The organism is Pseudomonas putida (assembly GCF_028682475.1).
Taxonomy (GTDB): domain Bacteria; phylum Pseudomonadota; class Gammaproteobacteria; order Pseudomonadales; family Pseudomonadaceae; genus Aquipseudomonas; species Aquipseudomonas putida_AG.
In genome coordinates, this window is sequence record NZ_JANHLE010000028.1 from 16,056 (window position 1) to 32,515 (window position 16,460).

Sequence of the window (16,460 nt, forward strand, 5' to 3'; positions counted from 1 at the left end):
GGGTAATCAATACCCCCTGATTTGCTAAGGTTGCTCGGGCGGATTCTATAAAAACAATGAAAAGGGACCTCTTCAATGCAAAAACCGCCATTTTTTCGCTCATTACTCGGCATGTTGCTGCTGGCCAGCAGCCAGGCATTTGCCACGCCTTCACCCTATTCGACGCTGATCGTTTTTGGTGACAGCTTAAGTGATGCCGGGCAGTTCCCTGATCCAGGCGACCCAAGCGGCAGCGGCCTGCGCTTCACCAACCGCGATGCAAATGGCCAGTACGCGGCGGTATCTCCCATGCTGCTGGGGGCACAGCTGGGTATCAGGCCGAGCGAACTGGGTGCTTCCACCTCTCCGGTGAATGCAGCGCTCGGCCGCCCCGATGGCAACAACTGGGCCGTGGGCGGCTACCGCACCGACCAGATCTACGAGTCCATCACCGGTAGCTCTCTGACTGTCATCCCACCGGGCAATCCCGGTGCCGGCACTGTTTTGCGCGAACGCCCCGGTTACCTTGCCGGTGGGCTGCGAGCTGATCCGAACGCGCTGTACTACCTGACAGGGGGCGGTAACGACTTCCTTCAGGGGTTGGTCACTTCACCTGCAGGCGCCGTCGCCGCAGCCGACCGCTTGGCCGCCAGCGCTCACGCCCTGCAACAGGGAGGAGCACGCTACATCATGGTCTGGTTGCTGCCCGACCTGGGCCTGACGCCCGCCTTCAGCGGTACACCCCAGCAGGGCCCGCTGTCACAGTTGAGCAATGTCTTCAATCAGGAGCTGGTCCGGCAACTGGGGCAGATCGATGCGCAGATCATTCCGTTGAACGTGCCCCTGCTGCTTCAGGAAAGTGTCAACGCCCCACAACAGTTCGGCCTTGCCGTCGGCCAGAACCTGGTCGGCACCTGTTACAGCGGCAACGGTTGCCTGGAGAACCCGCTGTACGGAATCAACAGCGCCACACCTGACCCGTCCAAGCTGCTGTTCAACGATTCGGTCCACCCCACCAGCGCCGGACAGAAGCTGATTGCCGACTACGGTTACTCGCTGCTCGCCGCCCCCTGGGAGCTGACGCTACTGCCGGAAATGGCCCACGCCAGTCTGCGTGCGCATCAGGACGAACTACGCAACCAATGGCAAAGCGACTGGCAAGCGATCGGCCAATGGCAAGCCATTGTTGCCGCCAGCGGACAGAAACTGGATATCGATGGCCAGCGCAGTTCGGCCAGCGCCGATGGCCATGGCTACAACCTGACCCTCGGTGGTAGCTACCGCCTTGACGAAGCCTGGCGTATCGGCCTGGCCGCCGGTATCGATCAGCAGAAGCTCGAAGCCGGTGCCCATGACTCCGAGTACAAGCTCGACAGCTATCTGGCCAGCGCATTCGCCCAGTACCAGCGTAACCAGTGGTGGGCCGATGCCGCATTGAGCGTGGGGCATCTGGACTATGGTGACCTGAAGCGTACATTCGCCCTGGGGATCAATGAGCGCAGCGAAAAAGGTGATACCAACGGTGAAGTCTGGGCCTTTGCCGCACGTCTGGGCTACGACCTGGCTCAGGCAGACAGCGACTGGCACCTGTCACCCTTTATCAGTGCCGACTACGCCCGCGTGAAAGTCGATGGTTACTCGGAGAAAGGCGCCCGCGCCACGGCACTGAGCTTCGATGATCAGGAAAGCGAATCCCGCCGTCTGGGCCTCGGCCTGCTGGGCAAATACCGGATTGCCCCGGCCACCCAGTTGTTCGCCGAAGTCGCTCACGAGCATGAGTTCGAGGATGACCAGCAGGACCTGACCCTGAACCTGAACAGCCTGCCCGGCAACGACTTCACCCTCACCGGGTACACCCCACAGAGCAACATGAACCGTGCCAGCCTGGGCGTAACCCATCAGCTGGCACCGCAACTGGCACTGCGCGCCGGATACAACTGGCGCAAGAGTGACGAACTCACCCAGCAAGGAATCAACCTGGCCCTGAGTCTGGACTTCTGACGGCATAAAAAACGGCGCTCATGTGGAGCGCCGTTTTTTCAACTTCAGCTGCGCGGCGTCTGTTCCGCCAGCGCTACCGCGCGGAACATCGCCCGGCGTTTGTTGATGGTCTCTTCCCATTCCAGCGCAGGCACCGAGTCGGCGACGATGCCGCCACCGGCCTGTACATGCAGCTCGCCATCCTTGATGACCGCTGTGCGGATTGCGATGGCAGTGTCCATGTTGCCGTTCCAGGCAAAGTAGCCGACTGCGCCACCGTAGACCCCGCGCTTGACCGGCTCAAGCTCATCGATGATTTCCATGGCGCGGATCTTCGGCGCCCCGGACAAGGTCCCGGCAGGCAGGATGGCGCGCAACGCATCCATGGCGCTGAGGCCTTCTTTCAGTTCACCGGTGACGTTGGAAACAATGTGCATGACGTTAGAGTAACGCTCGATCACCATCTTCTCGGTGACCTTGACTGTACCGGTTGCCGACACCCGGCCGGCGTCGTTGCGGCCCAGGTCGATGAGCATCAGGTGCTCGGCGATTTCCTTGTCGTCGGACAGCAGATCTTCTTCCAGTGCCCGGTCCGCCTCTTCGGTCGCGCCGCGTGGACGCGTACCGGCGATCGGACGCACGGTGACCAGATTGTCTTCGACCCGTACCAGCACTTCCGGCGAGCTACCCACTACGTGGAAGTCACCAAAATTGAAGAAGTACATGTACGGCGTCGGGTTAAAGCAACGCAGCGCCCGGTACAGGTCGATGGGCGCTGCCTTGAAGTCGATCGACATACGCTGCGACGGCACTACCTGCATGCAGTCACCAGCGAGAATGTATTCCTTGATGGTATCGACCGCGCGTTCGTAATCGCTCTGGGTGAAGCTGGAACGGAAGGTCGGCTCGGCGGCTTGCGGGCCACCCAGCTCCAGGCCGCGACGCGGGGTAATCGGCTGGCGCAGTTGTTCAAGCAACCCTTCCAGACGTGCCAGACCGTTTTCGTAGGCCTGTTCCTGAGCCGGATCGACCAGCACGATGGCGTGCATCTTGCCCGCCAGGTTATCGAACACCACCACGGCGTCGGACACCATCAGCAGGATATCCGGCACGCCCAGCGGATCCGGGTTCGGGCATTTGCCCAGACGCTTCTCGACATAGCGCACGCAGTCATAGCCAAAGTAGCCCACCAGGCCACCATTGAAGCGCGGCAGACCGGCAATGGTCGGGACGTTGTAACGCTCTTTGAAGGACTCGACGAAAGCCAGCGGGTCTTCCACATCGTGACGTTCGATTTCGACTTCGTCATGCGTGATCCGCACCTGGTAATCATGCACACGCAGCACGGTGCGGCACGGCAGACCAATGATCGAGTAACGCCCCCACTTCTCGCCGCCCTGTACAGACTCGAGCAGGTAGGAGTTGGGTTGATCGGCCAGTTTCAGGTAGATCGACAGCGGCGTGTCGAAGTCGGCCAGCGTCTCGCAGGCCAGGGGAATGCGGTTGTAGCCGGCAGCGGCCAGGCGCAGGAATTCTTCGCGGGTCATGATAGCCTCGTGGCAAGCAGCAAATGGGTCAGACAGGCAAACGGGCCGGCAACGGCCGGCAGCGAACAGTCAGGCGCGCCAACGCCAACGGGCCAGGGCCTTGATGACTTTCATCCAGAGTTTGCCGGTAACCGCCACGATGGAATCTCGATCTTTGGGGGAATGAACGTCAGCCAACGTTATCCCAGTGGCCGCATCTAAGCAACCGGGCAACAGCGCACGCAGGTCATCGATGACCAGGCACGGGCCTTCTTCGCTGATCGGCCGGCCGTGATTGTAGCCATAGCTCAAGCCGACGCACTTGACCCCGGCGGCTTTGGCGGCCAGCACGTCGCTGCGCGAATCGCCGACGAACAAGGCAGCTTCAGCCGAGACGTTGGCCATTTTCATGACGAACAGCAATGCAGCTGGATCAGGCTTTTTCTGCGGCAGGGTGTCGCCGCCGATGATCCAGCGAAAATAACGACCGATCTTCATCTGGTCGAGCAACGGCGCGACAAAGCGCTCCGGCTTGTTGGTGATCAGGGCCATTTCCACGCCCTGCTTGTGCAGCCACTTGAGCGTGTCGCGCACACCGGGGTACACCACGGTCAGCTGGTGGTTGTCGGCATAGGCCTGCATGAACAGCTCCAGGCCCTTCTCTGCCTCGTCTTCATCGACGCTGGCATGGTCCAGACCACCGGCCAGGGCCCGGCGCACCAGCACCGGGGCGCCATTGCCGACCCAGTGGCGCACCGCCTCAAGACCAGCGGGCTTGCGCCCCATTTCGAGCAGCATGTTATCCACCGCCGCTGCCAGGTCCGGTACCGAATCGATCAGGGTACCGTCCAGATCAAACATCACCAGTTTGGGCAGCGCGCCGGGGAACAGCTGCTCGAAGCCGCTCATGGACGCGCCAGGGCCAGTTCGGCGCGCATCTTGGCAATCACCTCCTGGTAGTTCGGGGTGTTGAAGATTGCAGACCCGGCCACGAAGGTATCGGCACCGGCGGCAGCGATCTCGCGAATGTTGTTAACGTTCACCCCACCGTCGATTTCCAGGCGGATATCGCGGCCGCTGGCATCGATCAGCGCACGGGCTTCGCGCAACTTGTCGAGGGTGCCGGGAATGAATTTCTGACCGCCAAAACCTGGGTTGACGCTCATCAACAGGATCATGTCGACCTTGTCCATCACGTACTTGAGGGTGTCGAGCGGGGTTGCCGGGTTGAACACCAGGCCGGCCTTGCAACCACCGTCACGAATCAACTGTAGTGAACGATCGATGTGCAGGGAGGCTTCCGGATGGAAGGTAATGTAGCTGGCGCCTGCTTCGATGAAGTCGCCGATGATGCGGTCGACCGGGCTGACCATCAGGTGCACGTCGATCGGCGCGGTGATGCCGTACTTGCGCAGTGCGGTGCAGACCATTGGGCCGATGGTCAGGTTCGGTACGTAGTGGTTGTCCATTACGTCGAAGTGAACGATGTCGGCACCAGCGGCCAGCACATTGTCGACTTCCTCGCCCAGGCGAGCGAAATCGGCAGAAAGAATCGAGGGGGCAATAGCGTAGGGCTGCATGGCGCACCTGTAGGACAGAATCACGGTGGCGCGCATTGTACCTCAGGCGAATGGCCATGGGCTGACCGGTATCAAACAGTCCGACCATCGCGGGGCAAGCCCGCTCCCACCGAGGTCCTGTGGGAGCGGGCTTGCCCCGCGATGAATTCAACCCGGCTGCTGAGTCCGCAGTTTTTCACTACGCCCGCGCAACCATTCCAGGGTCAGCAACAGCACCACCGAAAAGGCGATCAGCAAGGTCGCCGCCGCAGCGATGGTCGGGCTGAGGTTCTCGCGGATACCGCTGAACATCTGCCGTGGCAGGGTCGCCTGCTCGGGGCCGGCGAGGAACAGCGTCACCACCACTTCGTCGAACGAGGTGGCAAAGGCGAACAGGGCGCCGGAAATCACCCCGGGGGCAATCAGCGGCAAGGTCACCCGACGGAACGCCGTCAGCGGCGAGGCGCCCAGGCTGGCGGCGGCACGCACCAGGTTGTAGTTGAAACCCTGCAAGGTCGCCGACACAGTAATGATGACGAATGGCACACCCAGCACCGCATGCACCAGAATCAGCGAAATGAAGCTGTTACCCAGGCCCAGCGGTGCGAAGAACAGGTAACTGGCGACACCGATGATCACCACCGGCACGACCATCGGCGAAATTACCAGGGCCATGATCAGCGGCTTGCCGGGGAAGTCCCCGCGGGTCAGGCCAATCGAAGCCAGGGTGCCGAACACCATGGCCAGCACCGTCGCCGCCGGGGCGACGATGATGCTGTTCTTCAACGCCCGCATCCACTCGGCCGAGGCAAAGAAGTCCTGATACCACTGCAACGAAAAGCCTTGCAGCGGATAGACCAGGAAGCTACCGGTGTTGAACGACAGCGGAATGATCACCAGCACCGGCAATACCAGGAACAACAGGATCAGCCCGCAGAGGATGCGCAAGCTGTAGAACCAGACCCGCTCAACGGGCGACATGTAAGGGCTCAGCATGACAACGCTCCTCAGCTCAGACGCAGGCGGCTGGCGCCGACCAGCCAGCTATAGATCAGGTACAGAATCACCGTAGCGAGCAACAGCAGACCGCCCAGCGCAGTCGCCATACCCCAGTTGATGCTGGTGTTGGTGTAGAACGCCACGAAGTAGCTGACCATCTGATCGTTCGGGCTGCCGAGCAGCGCCGGGGTGATGTAGTAGCCGATGGCCAGGATGAACACCAGCAGACAGCCCGCGCCTACACCTGCGTAGGTCTGTGGGAAGTACACCCGCCAGAAGCTCGCAAATGGATGGCAGCCCAGAGAAATCGCCGCACGCATGTAGGTGGGTGAAATGCCCTTCATCACGCTGTAGATCGGCAGGATCATGAACGGCAACAGAATGTGGACCATGGAGATGTACACACCGGTGCGGTTGAATACCAGCTCCAGCGGTTTGTCGATGATACCCAGGGCCATCAGTGCGCTGTTGATCAAACCACCCGATTGCAGCAACACGATCCAGGCCGCAACCCGCACCAGAATCGAGGTCCAGAACGGCAGCAGCACCAGGATCATCAGCAGGTTGCTCTGCCGGGTTGGCAGGTTGGCCAGCAAATAGGCCAGCGGATAAGCCAGCACCAGGCAGATGGCGGTGATGACGAAGCCCATCCACAGGGTACGGGTGAAGATGTCCAGGTAAATGGCCTGGTCCGGGGTCGCCTTGGCCAGCTCGCCGAGATCATCGATGCGATGGTCGAGGGCGGCCAACAGGTAGAACGGTGTGACACTACTGGTGTTACGGCGAATCGCCTGCCAGTAGGCCGGATCGCCCCAGCGCTCGTCCAGTTGCTGCAGTGCTTCTTTATAAGAAGCCGGCTCGGTCTTGAACGGCAAGGCTCGGGCGGTTTTCGCCAGCAGGCTGCGATAGCCGGCCAGCTCCATGTTCAGACGCTTGGAGGTGTCGCCCAGGGTCTGGTTCTTGCGCGCCTGGCCAAGGTCTTCGCTCAGTGCCTTGTACACCGGCTCGTCCGGCAGGCCCTTACCGTCCCACTGCGAGACCGCCGCAACGGTTTGCGGCAGGCCGGTGACAACTTCCGGGTTGCCGACGCTCTTGTAGAGCAGCGCGGCAATCGGCACCAGGAAAACCAGCAGCAGGAACAGCGCCAGCGGCGCGATCAGGGCTTGCGCCTTCCAGCGGTTGACCCGCTCGGCACGCGCCAGACGCTGCTTGAGTGTGGAACCGGCGCCTTCATTGAGGGGCACTGCGATGGCCATAGCGAACTCCGAAATCTTGAGAACAGGAAGCGTCGGCGACGTGCCGACGCTCCATCAGCCGACCTTACTTGGCAGCCCAGGCGTTGAAGCGTTGCTCCAGTTGCTCGCTGTTGTCAGCCCAGAAGGCGACGTCGATCTGCACCTGGTTGGCAATGTTTTCCGGGGTGGTCGGCATGTCTTTCTTGATCTCGTCGGAGAGCAGGCTCACCGCTTTGGAATTGGCCGGGCCATAAGCGATGTTTTCCGAGTAGGTCTTCTGTTGCTCAGGCTTGACCGAATAGGCGATGAACTTCTTGGCTTCTTCGACATTTTTCGCGCCCTTCGGGATGGCCCAGGCGTCGAAGTCGTAGATGCCGCCGTTCCACACCACCTTCAGGTTGCTTTCTTTCTGTACCGCGGCGATCCGGCCGTTGTAGGCCGAGCTCATGACCACGTCCCCCGAGGCCAGGTACTGTGGCGGCTGGGCGCCAGCTTCCCACCACTGGATGCTTGGCTTGAGTTCGTCGAGTTTCTTGAAGGCACGGTCCTGGCCTTCCTTGGTACCGAGCACCTTGTAGACGTCTTTAGGCGCGACACCGTCGGCCATCAGGGCGAATTCCAGGGTGTACTTGGCGCCCTTGCGCAGGCCGCGCTTGCCCGGGAACTGCTTGGTGTCCCAGAAATCAGCCCAGCTGGTTGGCGCGGTTTTCAGCTTGTCGGCGTTGTAGGCCATCACGGTGGACCAGACGAAGAAGCCTACGCCGCAAGGCTGGATGGCACCTGGGACATAGTCGGCCTCGTCACCGAACAGCGCCGGGTCGAGTTCTTCGAACATGCCTTCGTCACAGCCACGGGCCAGTTCCGGCGACTCGACCTCGACCAGGTTCCAGGACACGCTCTTGGTGTCGACCATGGCTTTGACCTTGGCCATTTCACCGTTGTATTCACCCGCAACGATCTTGCCGTTGCCGGCCTTTTCCCATGGCTCGTAGAACGCTTTGGTCTGGGCTGCCTTGTTGGCGCCACCGAAAGAGATCACGGTCAGGTCAGCCGCCGCCATGGCCTGGCCCGCCGCAAACAGCCCCAGCGTCAGTGCGGTCAACTTCAAGTGCTTTAGCATTATTATTTTCTCCACAGTACAGGGTTGGTGAAGCAAACCTTCAATTGGCTTCCAGGATCGGATCGAGCGCGCGGGCGTGCTCCACTTCCCAGCCAAGCGGTACCACGTCGCCCACGGCCAGGGCCGGGTCGAGTTCGGCAATCGGCTGCTTCACGAAGAAATCGGCCTTGCCGCACACCTCCAGACGGACCCGTACGTGGTCGCCCAGATAGATGAATTCGGCCACCCGCCCGGAGAAGCGGTTGACGCAGCTCTCGCTGTGGCCATTGAGGCGTACACGCTCGGGGCGGATCGACAGGGTCACCGGCTCGCCGGTCTCGCCGACATTGACCGCCAATGCTTCAACCTTCTCACCGCGGGCCAGCTGCACCAGGCAACGCTCACCGTCCTGACTGATGAGGCGGCCATTGATGCGGTTGTTTTCACCGATGAAGTTGGCGACGAAGGTGTTCTTCGGCTCTTCATAGAGGGTGCGCGGGTCGGCGATCTGCTGGATCTCGCCCTGATGGAACACCGCCACGCGATCGGACATGGTCAGCGCTTCACCCTGGTCGTGGGTGACATACACCACAGTGACGCCCAAGCGCTGGTGCAGGTGTTTGATTTCCATCTGCATGTGTTCACGCAGCTGCTTGTCGAGGGCGCCGAGCGGTTCATCCATCAGCACCAGCTGCGGCTCGAACACCAGTGCCCGGGCCAGGGCCACCCGCTGCTGCTGGCCACCAGACAGCTGACCGGGGTAGCGCTTGGCGAACGCATCGAGCTGAACCATGTTGAGCACGCGCTTGACCCGCTCGCTGATGTCGGTCTTGCTCAGGTTGCGCACGGTCAAGGGGAAGGCCAGATTCTCGGCCACGGTCATGTGCGGGAACAGGGCGTAGTTCTGGAACACCATGCCGATGTCGCGTTTGTGCGGCGGCACGTTGTTGATCGAGCGCCCGGCCAGCTGGATTTCGCCGGCGGTCGGCGTCTCGAAGCCTGCCAGCATCATCAGGCTGGTGGTCTTGCCGGAGCCGGAAGGGCCGAGCAAGGTCAGGAATTCGCCTTTGCGAATATCCAGATTGAGGTCTTTGACGATCAGCGACTCGCCGTCATAGCTCTTCTGCACACCGCGGAAGCTGACCAACACTTCGCCGGCTGCAGCGCTCGAATTCACCTCACTCATACCCGTACCTTCTTATTGGATGACTGCCGTGATGACAGCCTAGTGAAGGGGCGAGTCCGCGCAAATCGGGGGTGGAGAGAGATTGGTATCAGCAGGATGGAAGGCTTGGGGTAGGGATTGCCCTACAAGGATGGCGTTTTTGGATAGGTCATCGCGGGGCAAGCCTGCTCCCACAGCATTTCTGTGGGAGCAGGCTTGCCCCGCGATGTCGCGATCAGAACAATCAGAGCAACTTATGCTCCATGGCGTACTTCACCAGCTCCGCCAGCGAGTTCACATTGAGCTTCTGCATCAGCCGCGCCTTGTGGGTGCTGATGGTCTTGTTGCTCAGTGCCAGCTGCTGGGCAATGTCGTTGACGTTAGCGCCCTGGGCCAGGCGCTCGAACACCGAAAATTCGCGCTCAGACAGTAGAGAGTGCAAGGGCCGGGCATCCGTCAGGCCAACCTCGAAGACCATCCGGTCAGCCAGATCCGGATCGATGTAACGACCGCCGCCGGCCACCCGCCGAATGGCCGTCAACAACAAGGCCGGATCGCTGTCCTTGGTCGCATAGCCGGCAGCACCGACCTTCAGCGCCCGCGCGGCCATCTGCGCCTCGTCATGCATCGACAGCACCAGGATCGCTGGCGGGTTGCTCAAGGCGCGGATCCGCGGAATCGCCTCAAGGCCATTGACCCCGGGCATGGAGATATCCAGCAACACCACTTCGCAGTCGGTATGGCGCAAAGCCTCCAGCAGTTGCTCGCCATTACCGGCCTCCCCTGCCACCTGCATGTCCTTGGCCAGGCCAATCAACTGCTTGATGCCTTCGCGGACGATGGTGTGGTCTTCGGCAACCAGAACTCGAATCACAATACGCTCCTATTTCAGGGGAATCGCCACGCTCAGGCTGGTGCCCTCGCCCGGTTCGCTCTCCAGGGCCATTTGCCCGCCCAACATCAGTACCCGTTCGCGCATCCCGACCAGACCGAAAGAGGTCGGGCGGCTTTCATCCAGGGCAAAGCCGATGCCATCGTCGATAACTGTCAGACGCAAGGTGCGACCGTCCAGGCTCAAGCTGATCTGCACAGTATGCGCCTGGGCATGACGCATGACATTGGTCAGCGCCTCTTGCAGGATGCGGAACAGGCCAATGGCCTTGGCATCGCTCAACGGCGGCAGGTTTTCCGGGACCTGGACCAGGCAGGGAATCTGTGTGCGCGCTTCGAAACGCCGCGCCTGCCACTCGATCGCCGAGGCGATGCCGGCATCCAGAATCGGCGGACGTAACGCTGTGGCGACATCCCGAACCAACTGGAACAGCTGGGCAATCAGGCGTTTCATGCTGCCCAGGCGCTCGTTGAGACCGGGGTCGAGGTCGGCATAGGCCAGCTCGCACATGGAGGTTTCCAGTTTGAGTACGGTGAGCATCTGCCCCAGTTCGTCATGCACTTCGCGGGCGATATGAGCCTTTTCTTCTTCCCGGACGCTTTCCAGGTGCGCCGAAAGATCGCGCAACTGCTCCTGGGAACGCGCCAGTTCCAGCTCGGCCCGCTTGCTCTGGGTAATGTCCCAGACCACGCCATCCCAGACCACCCGGCCATCCCCCAGGCTACGGGTACTGGCCTTGATATCAGCCCAGCGCTGCTCACCCTCGCGGGTCAGGATGCGCCCCTGCCACGACCAGTCACGATCGGTGGCCAGGGCCAGGTCCTGGACTTTGTGGTAATCGGCCCGGTCATCCGGATGAACCAGGTTGCGCAAGCCCATGTCCGGGTGCTGCAAGGCCGCTGGGGTGTAACCGACCAGGGCCTCGCTGCCTTCACTGATGTAGGGAAACTCCAGGTCGCCTTCAGCCGGGTTGCGCTCAAGCCGGAACACCAGGCCGGGAACGTTGCCGGCAATCCCCTTGAGCCTGGCCTCGCTTTCGCGCAAGGCCGCCAGTGCCCGACGTCGTTCGGTCACGTCGTTGAGAAACACCACCAGATACTCGGCATCGCGAAAGCGCAAAAAGCTCAGCGACACATCTACCGGCAGCAGACTGCCATCGGCACGTAGGCACTGGGTTTCGAAATGCAGGGCAACATCGTTGCTGGCCCGCGCGCCTTTCCACAGTTCAAGCCAGCGGTCCATATGCAGGCCGGGTTCGAAGTCGATCAGTGGCCGGTCGACCACCGCACCCTCGGCATAGCCGAGCATGCTTTCGGCGGCGCGGTTGGCATAACGCACATGACTGTCCCAGTTGACCCAAAGAATGCCCACCGTGCTCTGGTCGATGGAGAACTGACTCAAGCGCAAGGCCTCTTCCCGCGCCTGACGCTGGTTGATGGTCTCCCGCGCTGTCAGCAGGTGGTGCTCCAGCTGACGCAACTGGCGCCGCTGCCACACCACGATGGCCACGCAGCTGAACAACAGCGCAGCCAGCAGCAATCCCAGGTTCTGCCAGAACCCCGGCGACTCGCTCAAACGCGGGTACTTGGGTTCCAGCCAGCGCTGGTGCAATTGTTCCAGGTCTTTGGCCGGGATAGCCTGCAGGCCGCGCTCAAGAATCTCCGCCAGTTGCGGCCAGTCACGTCGCGAAGCAACGCGCAGCAATTGTGGCAGACCGATATCGCCGACCACCGCCAGGTCGCTGAACTCGCTTTCTCGCGACAGCCGGCTCAACTGTGCTTCATCCACCACGGCGTAGCGGGCTTGTTCGCCGAGTACCAGTTGCAGCGCCTGACGCTCCTCGGGAACGCCTTGCACGTTGAGGTTGGCGTAGGTGGCGCGCAGGTAGTCGGCCACGGCGCTGGGCATGCGCACCGCGACCCGTTCATTGTCGGCGAGTTTCTCAAGATCCACCGCCACCGCCCCACTGCGGGGGCCAACGATCAACTGCGGCACGCGCATGTACGGATCGCTGAACAACCACAAGCGCAGACCGGCCGGTGTCTGGGTCAGGCCAGGCGCCAGATCGACCTCACCGGCCACCAGCGCCCGCTCCAGCGCGGCCTGATCCGGGAAGTTGCGCCAGGTCAGGTCCAGCCCCAGCGAGCGCCCCAGCCAGTTCATCAGTTCGACATTGACGCCATACAGCTGCTGCAGACGACGGTCGAACTGGGCGAACGGCGCTTGCAACACCAGCCCGACCCGCAGGCTGCGATGTTGCTCGAGCCATTGCTGTTGCGCAGGGTCGAGCACCACAGCGGCCGACGTGCTTGCAGGGGTCGCCCAAGCGATCAAGGACCAGCACAAACAGCCGATAACCAACAGGCAGCGCAGTGACTTCATCTAAACGCTCATCAAAGAATGGATGGCCACCGAGCATGGCCGTCCCGGACAAATACTATTAGGCTGCCGGTATTATTCTGGCCTGGACCACGCCATGTTCGCACTTTTTCGCACGACGCTTCCGGCGTTTTGCCTTGTATTGATACTACCTTGTAGCGCACAAGCGGCTGCAGATGAAACACCGCAAGCCACGGAAAACACGCCACCGGCAAGCGTCCAGCGCCAACCGCTGGTTGAACGCAGCGAGGAAGGTGCCCTGGCACTGGAGCGCCAGGTCCCTCAGGCCGAGCAACACATGCTGCAAGCCGGCAGTGACAATTTCCTCGCCCTGTGGAAACCGGCCAACACCAGCGAACCCGACGGCGCACTGATCATTCTCGCCGGTGCTAGCGAAACCGCCGATTGGCCAAAGACCGTCGGCCCGTTGCGCCGAAAATTTCCAGACGCCGGCTGGCACAGCCTGAGCCTGAGCTTGCCGGACCTGCTGGCCGACAGCCCGCAAGCACGCGTCGACACGGCACCGGCGCCGAGTCAGCCGGTGGCCCAAGGTCAGAGCGCACCGGCCAAAGACACGCCTGACGACGCCAATGCCAGCGTCGAAAAAGCCACGACCGCCGAGAGTGAAGGCAGTGGAAGTGCAGACCAACCCGAGGCCCCGGGCATCAATGACAAAGCCGATGCCGAGCGCATCTTTGCCCGTCTCGATGCCGCTGTGGCCTACGCCCAGCAGCACAACGCACGTAGCATCGTCCTGCTGGGCAATGGCAGTGGCGCCTACTGGGCTGCCCGCTATGTCAGCGAGCGGCAACCGGCACAGGTGCAAAAACTGGTGATGGTCGCAGCACAGACGCCTGCACAAGCGGAACAAAGCCTGGACACCCTGGCGCCGTCGCTGAAAGTCCCCACCGCTGATTTCTTCTACAGCAGCCAGCCCCAGGCGCGACGCGCTGCCGAGCAGCGCCTGCAAGCCAGCAAACGGCTCAAGGACAACAACTATCGTCAGGTAGGATTGACCGCCATGCCCGGTAACAGCGCGGCAGAACAGGAGCAACTGTTCCGCCGGGTGCGCGGCTGGCTCAGCCCGGAACAGGCCGACTAGAAACCGCGGCGCTGGCGGATGATCGCGTAGGCCTGGTGCAGCTCACGGGTACGCTCGGTGGCCTCACGCACCTGGGAGGGGCTGGCGCCACTGCCGACCAGCTTGTCCGGGTGGTGGCGGCTGACCAGCCGCCGATACGCCTGCTTGATCTGGCCCGGCTCAGCGTGCGCCTCAACACCGAGCAGCCGCAAAGCGTCCTGATAGCCGAGGTTGGCGCTGGATAAGCCCGGCCGCTGAGGCTCATATTCCAGCGCCAGTGCCTGGACCTTGGGCGCCGACCACCCCAACTGCTGCCCCCAGTCGAGCAACAGCTCGCGTTCGTGCCGACCTGCCCGGCCATCGGCCCAGGCCATGCGCAAGCAGGCGCGCAACATGCCCTCGGCGGCATGCGGCTGCTGCCGCAAACGACGCAGGTAGACACCCAGGCGGTCCTTGCCACTCTTGCCGCGGTTGAACGCGGCAATCGCTCGGCGCCGCGCAGGCTCGCTCATCTCCAGGCGCTGCATCTCCTGACGCGCCTGTTGAATATGCCCGTCGAGCACCCGCCCGTCGCTCTTGGCCAGACGCCCAAGCAGCACGAACAGCACCTCATCGTCACGCAATACCGGACGCCCGCCCAGACGCTCACGGACATGGGCCCAAGTGTGCAACTGCAAGCGGCGGTCCATCGCCTGACCCAGCAACGCCCCCAGCAATGCCCCTGGAATGCTGGCAATGGCGAAGCCGGCCCCGGCACCAATCACTGTGCTCGGCCACAACATGTCAACGGCGTCCTTTGATCAGTTGTTCGACTGCAGCCAGACGCTCCTGCGTGCCGACATCCACCCAGTGACCGCTGAAATACTCGCCACTGACCTGAGCCGTTGCCATTGCCTGGCGTAACAGCGGCGCCAGCTTGAAGGCACCGGCCGTACAACCGTCGAACAGGGCCGGGTCGATGACGGCGATGCCGCTGTAGGTCAGGGTGTCTGCCCCGTCCTGGCCATCACTGACCAGCCCCTGCTGCAGGCAGAAATCGCCCTTGCCGTGATGGCCGGGGTTATCGACCAGTACCAGATGGGCGAGGCCGGCAGGCTTTGGCGGCAAACGGCTGAAGTCGTAGTCGGTCCAGACATCACCGTTGACCAGCACAAAGGGCTCATTACCGAGCAGCGGCAGGGCCTTGAAGATCCCGCCCCCGGTCTCCAGCGGCTCACCCTCTGGCGAGTAGCTGATGCTCAGCCCCCAACCGGCACCGTTACCCAGATGGGCTTCGATCTGTGCACCGAGCCAGGCATGGTTGATCACCACCTCCTTGAAACCTGCTGCCACCAGGTTGCGCAGGTGGTACTCGATCAGCGGCACACCCGCCACCGGCAGCAGAGGCTTGGGCGTGTGCAGGGTCAGCGGACGCATCCGCTCACCTTTGCCCGCCGCCAGGATCATCGCTTTCATGGACGCGCTCCGCCAGCAGCCTGCAGGCTTTCGATCAGTTCATCCAGCTCGGCCAGTTCAGGACGGCGGGCAATCACTTCATCTATATAGGCGAAGAAACGGGGTACGTCGGTCAGGTAACGCGGTTTGCCATCGCGGTGGCAGATCCGGGCGAAAATACCGATGACTTTCAGGTGACGCTGCACGCCCATCAGGTCACTGGCGCGGTAGAAGTCCTGGAAGTCGGCCTGCACCGCAATGCCCTTGGCCTGCGCCCGATCCCAGTAGCCCTTCAGCCAGCCTTCGACCCGCGCTTGCGGCCAGCTCAGGAACGCATCCTTGAACAGGCAGGTGACGTCATAGGTGACCGGCCCGTACACGGCATCCTGGAAATCCAGGACGCCAGGGTTCGGAACACTCTGCATCAGGTTGCGTGGCATATAGTCGCGGTGCACCAGCACCTTGGGCTGGGCCAGGGCGCTGTCGATCAGCAGCGTGCTGATGCGCTGCCAGGCGGCCAGCTGCTGGTCAGTGAAGCCCAGACCCAGCTCGCGCCCCACGTACCACTCGGGAAACAGCTCCAGCTCGCGGCGCAACAGGGCCACGTCATAGCTCGGCAACGGCGCGTCCATCGGCAATTGCTGGAAGGCAAGCAGGGCTTCGATGGCGTCATCGAACAGGCCATCGGCATTGTCGGCATTGATCACATCGAGGTAGGTCTGGGTGCCCAGATCGCTGAGCAGCAGGAAGCCACGCTCCAGATCCTGCGCATGGATCACCGGGACATTGACCTGGGCAGAAGCCAGCAAGTGAGCGATATCCACAAAAGGACGGCAGTTTTCCTGCGGCGGCGGTGCGTCCATGACAATAAAACTGTGGCCTTCGGCTTGCCAGCGGAAGTAACGGCGAAAGCTCGCATCGCTGCTGGCAGCGGTCAGGCTACCCGCTGGAACCGCACCCCAGCCCTGTTTATCGAACAGATCGGTCAGTTGTGCATCGAGCCAGACAGTGAGGTGTTGCAGGCGTACATCGTGATCAGGCATTACAAGGGTCTCCGACGGCCCTAGCCGTCAAGCGGGTCATGCTTTATTATCCAGCATCTTTTTCAGACCATCGAGAGGCGTGCGGCCCC

14 protein-coding genes are annotated in these 16,460 nt (G+C 62.0%); 2 read left to right on the top strand and 12 right to left on the bottom strand.

From position 1 onward, the window contains the following. Nucleotides 1-75 precede the first annotated feature (75 nt). Nucleotides 76-1,980, top strand: a complete 1,905-nt coding sequence (gene estP, locus NPS47_RS20320; RefSeq protein WP_274296564.1) for an esterase EstP — start codon at nucleotides 76-78, stop codon at nucleotides 1,978-1,980. A gap of 44 nt (nucleotides 1,981-2,024) precedes the next feature. On the opposite strand, the gene trpE is transcribed toward estP, so the two are convergent. The 9 genes from trpE to NPS47_RS20365 all read right to left on the bottom strand — a co-directional run bounded on the left by trpE (nucleotide 2,025) and on the right by NPS47_RS20365 (nucleotide 12,816). Beyond that, nucleotides 2,025-3,506, bottom strand: coding sequence for an anthranilate synthase component I (gene trpE, locus NPS47_RS20325; RefSeq protein ID WP_274296565.1), 1,482 nt, complete (start codon nucleotides 3,504-3,506; stop codon nucleotides 2,025-2,027). 69 nt (nucleotides 3,507-3,575) lie between these two features. Then, nucleotides 3,576-4,394 (bottom strand): phosphoglycolate phosphatase, encoded by an 819-nt coding sequence (locus NPS47_RS20330; protein WP_274296566.1) that lies wholly within the window; start codon nucleotides 4,392-4,394, stop codon nucleotides 3,576-3,578. After that, complete coding sequence (gene rpe / locus NPS47_RS20335; RefSeq protein WP_274296567.1) at nucleotides 4,391-5,065, bottom strand: ribulose-phosphate 3-epimerase; 675 nt, start codon at nucleotides 5,063-5,065, stop codon at nucleotides 4,391-4,393. The genes NPS47_RS20330 and rpe overlap by 4 nt, the downstream gene beginning before the upstream one ends. A gap of 147 nt (nucleotides 5,066-5,212) precedes the next feature. Then, nucleotides 5,213-6,040 carry an ABC transporter permease gene (locus NPS47_RS20340; RefSeq protein ID WP_274296568.1) on the bottom strand — a complete coding sequence of 276 codons (828 nt, stop codon included), beginning with the start codon at nucleotides 6,038-6,040 and terminating at the stop codon, nucleotides 5,213-5,215. Between the two features lie 11 nt (nucleotides 6,041-6,051). Further along, nucleotides 6,052-7,299 (bottom strand): ABC transporter permease, encoded by a 1,248-nt coding sequence (locus NPS47_RS20345; protein ID WP_274296569.1) that lies wholly within the window; start codon nucleotides 7,297-7,299, stop codon nucleotides 6,052-6,054. 64 nt (nucleotides 7,300-7,363) lie between these two features. Next, a complete protein-coding gene (locus NPS47_RS20350) occupies nucleotides 7,364-8,398 on the bottom strand; it encodes an ABC transporter substrate-binding protein (protein WP_274296570.1) in 1,035 nt (344 codons plus the stop codon). Nucleotides 8,399-8,438: 40 nt separating this feature from the next. Next, nucleotides 8,439-9,563, bottom strand: coding sequence for an ABC transporter ATP-binding protein (locus NPS47_RS20355; protein WP_274296571.1), 1,125 nt, complete (start codon nucleotides 9,561-9,563; stop codon nucleotides 8,439-8,441). A gap of 223 nt (nucleotides 9,564-9,786) precedes the next feature. Beyond that, a complete protein-coding gene (locus NPS47_RS20360) occupies nucleotides 9,787-10,419 on the bottom strand; it encodes a response regulator (RefSeq protein ID WP_274296600.1) in 633 nt (210 codons plus the stop codon). A 6-nt stretch (nucleotides 10,420-10,425) separates the two neighbouring features. Further along, nucleotides 10,426-12,816, bottom strand: a complete 2,391-nt coding sequence (locus tag NPS47_RS20365; RefSeq protein ID WP_274296572.1) for a PAS domain-containing sensor histidine kinase — start codon at nucleotides 12,814-12,816, stop codon at nucleotides 10,426-10,428. Nucleotides 12,817-12,910: 94 nt separating this feature from the next. On the opposite strand from NPS47_RS20365, the gene NPS47_RS20370 reads away from it, so the two are divergent. Next, nucleotides 12,911-13,915 (top strand): alpha/beta hydrolase family protein, encoded by a 1,005-nt coding sequence (locus tag NPS47_RS20370; RefSeq protein ID WP_274296573.1) that lies wholly within the window; start codon nucleotides 12,911-12,913, stop codon nucleotides 13,913-13,915. Here NPS47_RS20370 and NPS47_RS20375 read toward each other — a convergent pair. The 3 genes from NPS47_RS20375 to NPS47_RS20385 are packed head-to-tail and all read right to left on the bottom strand — an operon-like array spanning nucleotide 13,912 to nucleotide 16,371. Further along, entirely contained in the window at nucleotides 13,912-14,676 is a 765-nt protein-coding gene (locus tag NPS47_RS20375) for a DnaJ domain-containing protein (protein WP_274296574.1), read from the bottom strand. The genes NPS47_RS20370 and NPS47_RS20375 overlap by 4 nt on opposite strands. Before the next feature lies 1 nt (nucleotide 14,677). Continuing rightward, nucleotides 14,678-15,349 carry an N-acetylmuramate alpha-1-phosphate uridylyltransferase MurU gene (gene murU, locus NPS47_RS20380; RefSeq protein WP_274296575.1) on the bottom strand — a complete coding sequence of 224 codons (672 nt, stop codon included), beginning with the start codon at nucleotides 15,347-15,349 and terminating at the stop codon, nucleotides 14,678-14,680. Continuing rightward, nucleotides 15,346-16,371, bottom strand: a complete 1,026-nt coding sequence (locus tag NPS47_RS20385) for an aminoglycoside phosphotransferase family protein (RefSeq protein ID WP_274296576.1) — start codon at nucleotides 16,369-16,371, stop codon at nucleotides 15,346-15,348. Before NPS47_RS20385 ends, murU begins: the two co-directional genes overlap by 4 nt. Between the last annotated feature and the right edge of the window lie 89 nt (nucleotides 16,372-16,460).

What these genes read in the sequence shown, in the direction of transcription:
- NPS47_RS20385 (WP_274296576.1), bottom strand. Translation starts at nt 16,371, where the DNA reads ATGCCTGATCACGATGTACGCCTGCAACACCTCACTGTCTGGCTCGAT.
- NPS47_RS20370 (WP_274296573.1), top strand. Translation starts at nt 12,911, where the DNA reads ATGTTCGCACTTTTTCGCACGACGCTTCCGGCGTTTTGCCTTGTATTG.
- estP (WP_274296564.1), top strand. Translation starts at nt 76, where the DNA reads ATGCAAAAACCGCCATTTTTTCGCTCATTACTCGGCATGTTGCTGCTG.
- rpe (WP_274296567.1), bottom strand. Translation starts at nt 5,065, where the DNA reads ATGCAGCCCTACGCTATTGCCCCCTCGATTCTTTCTGCCGATTTCGCT.
- NPS47_RS20330 (WP_274296566.1), bottom strand. Translation starts at nt 4,394, where the DNA reads ATGAGCGGCTTCGAGCAGCTGTTCCCCGGCGCGCTGCCCAAACTGGTG.
- NPS47_RS20345 (WP_274296569.1), bottom strand. Translation starts at nt 7,299, where the DNA reads ATGGCCATCGCAGTGCCCCTCAATGAAGGCGCCGGTTCCACACTCAAG.
- NPS47_RS20350 (WP_274296570.1), bottom strand. Translation starts at nt 8,398, where the DNA reads ATGCTAAAGCACTTGAAGTTGACCGCACTGACGCTGGGGCTGTTTGCG.
- murU (WP_274296575.1), bottom strand. Translation starts at nt 15,349, where the DNA reads ATGAAAGCGATGATCCTGGCGGCGGGCAAAGGTGAGCGGATGCGTCCG.
- NPS47_RS20340 (WP_274296568.1), bottom strand. Translation starts at nt 6,040, where the DNA reads ATGCTGAGCCCTTACATGTCGCCCGTTGAGCGGGTCTGGTTCTACAGC.
- NPS47_RS20365 (WP_274296572.1), bottom strand. Translation starts at nt 12,816, where the DNA reads ATGAAGTCACTGCGCTGCCTGTTGGTTATCGGCTGTTTGTGCTGGTCC.
- trpE (WP_274296565.1), bottom strand. Translation starts at nt 3,506, where the DNA reads ATGACCCGCGAAGAATTCCTGCGCCTGGCCGCTGCCGGCTACAACCGC.
- NPS47_RS20355 (WP_274296571.1), bottom strand. Translation starts at nt 9,563, where the DNA reads ATGAGTGAGGTGAATTCGAGCGCTGCAGCCGGCGAAGTGTTGGTCAGC.
- NPS47_RS20375 (WP_274296574.1), bottom strand. Translation starts at nt 14,676, where the DNA reads ATGTTGTGGCCGAGCACAGTGATTGGTGCCGGGGCCGGCTTCGCCATT.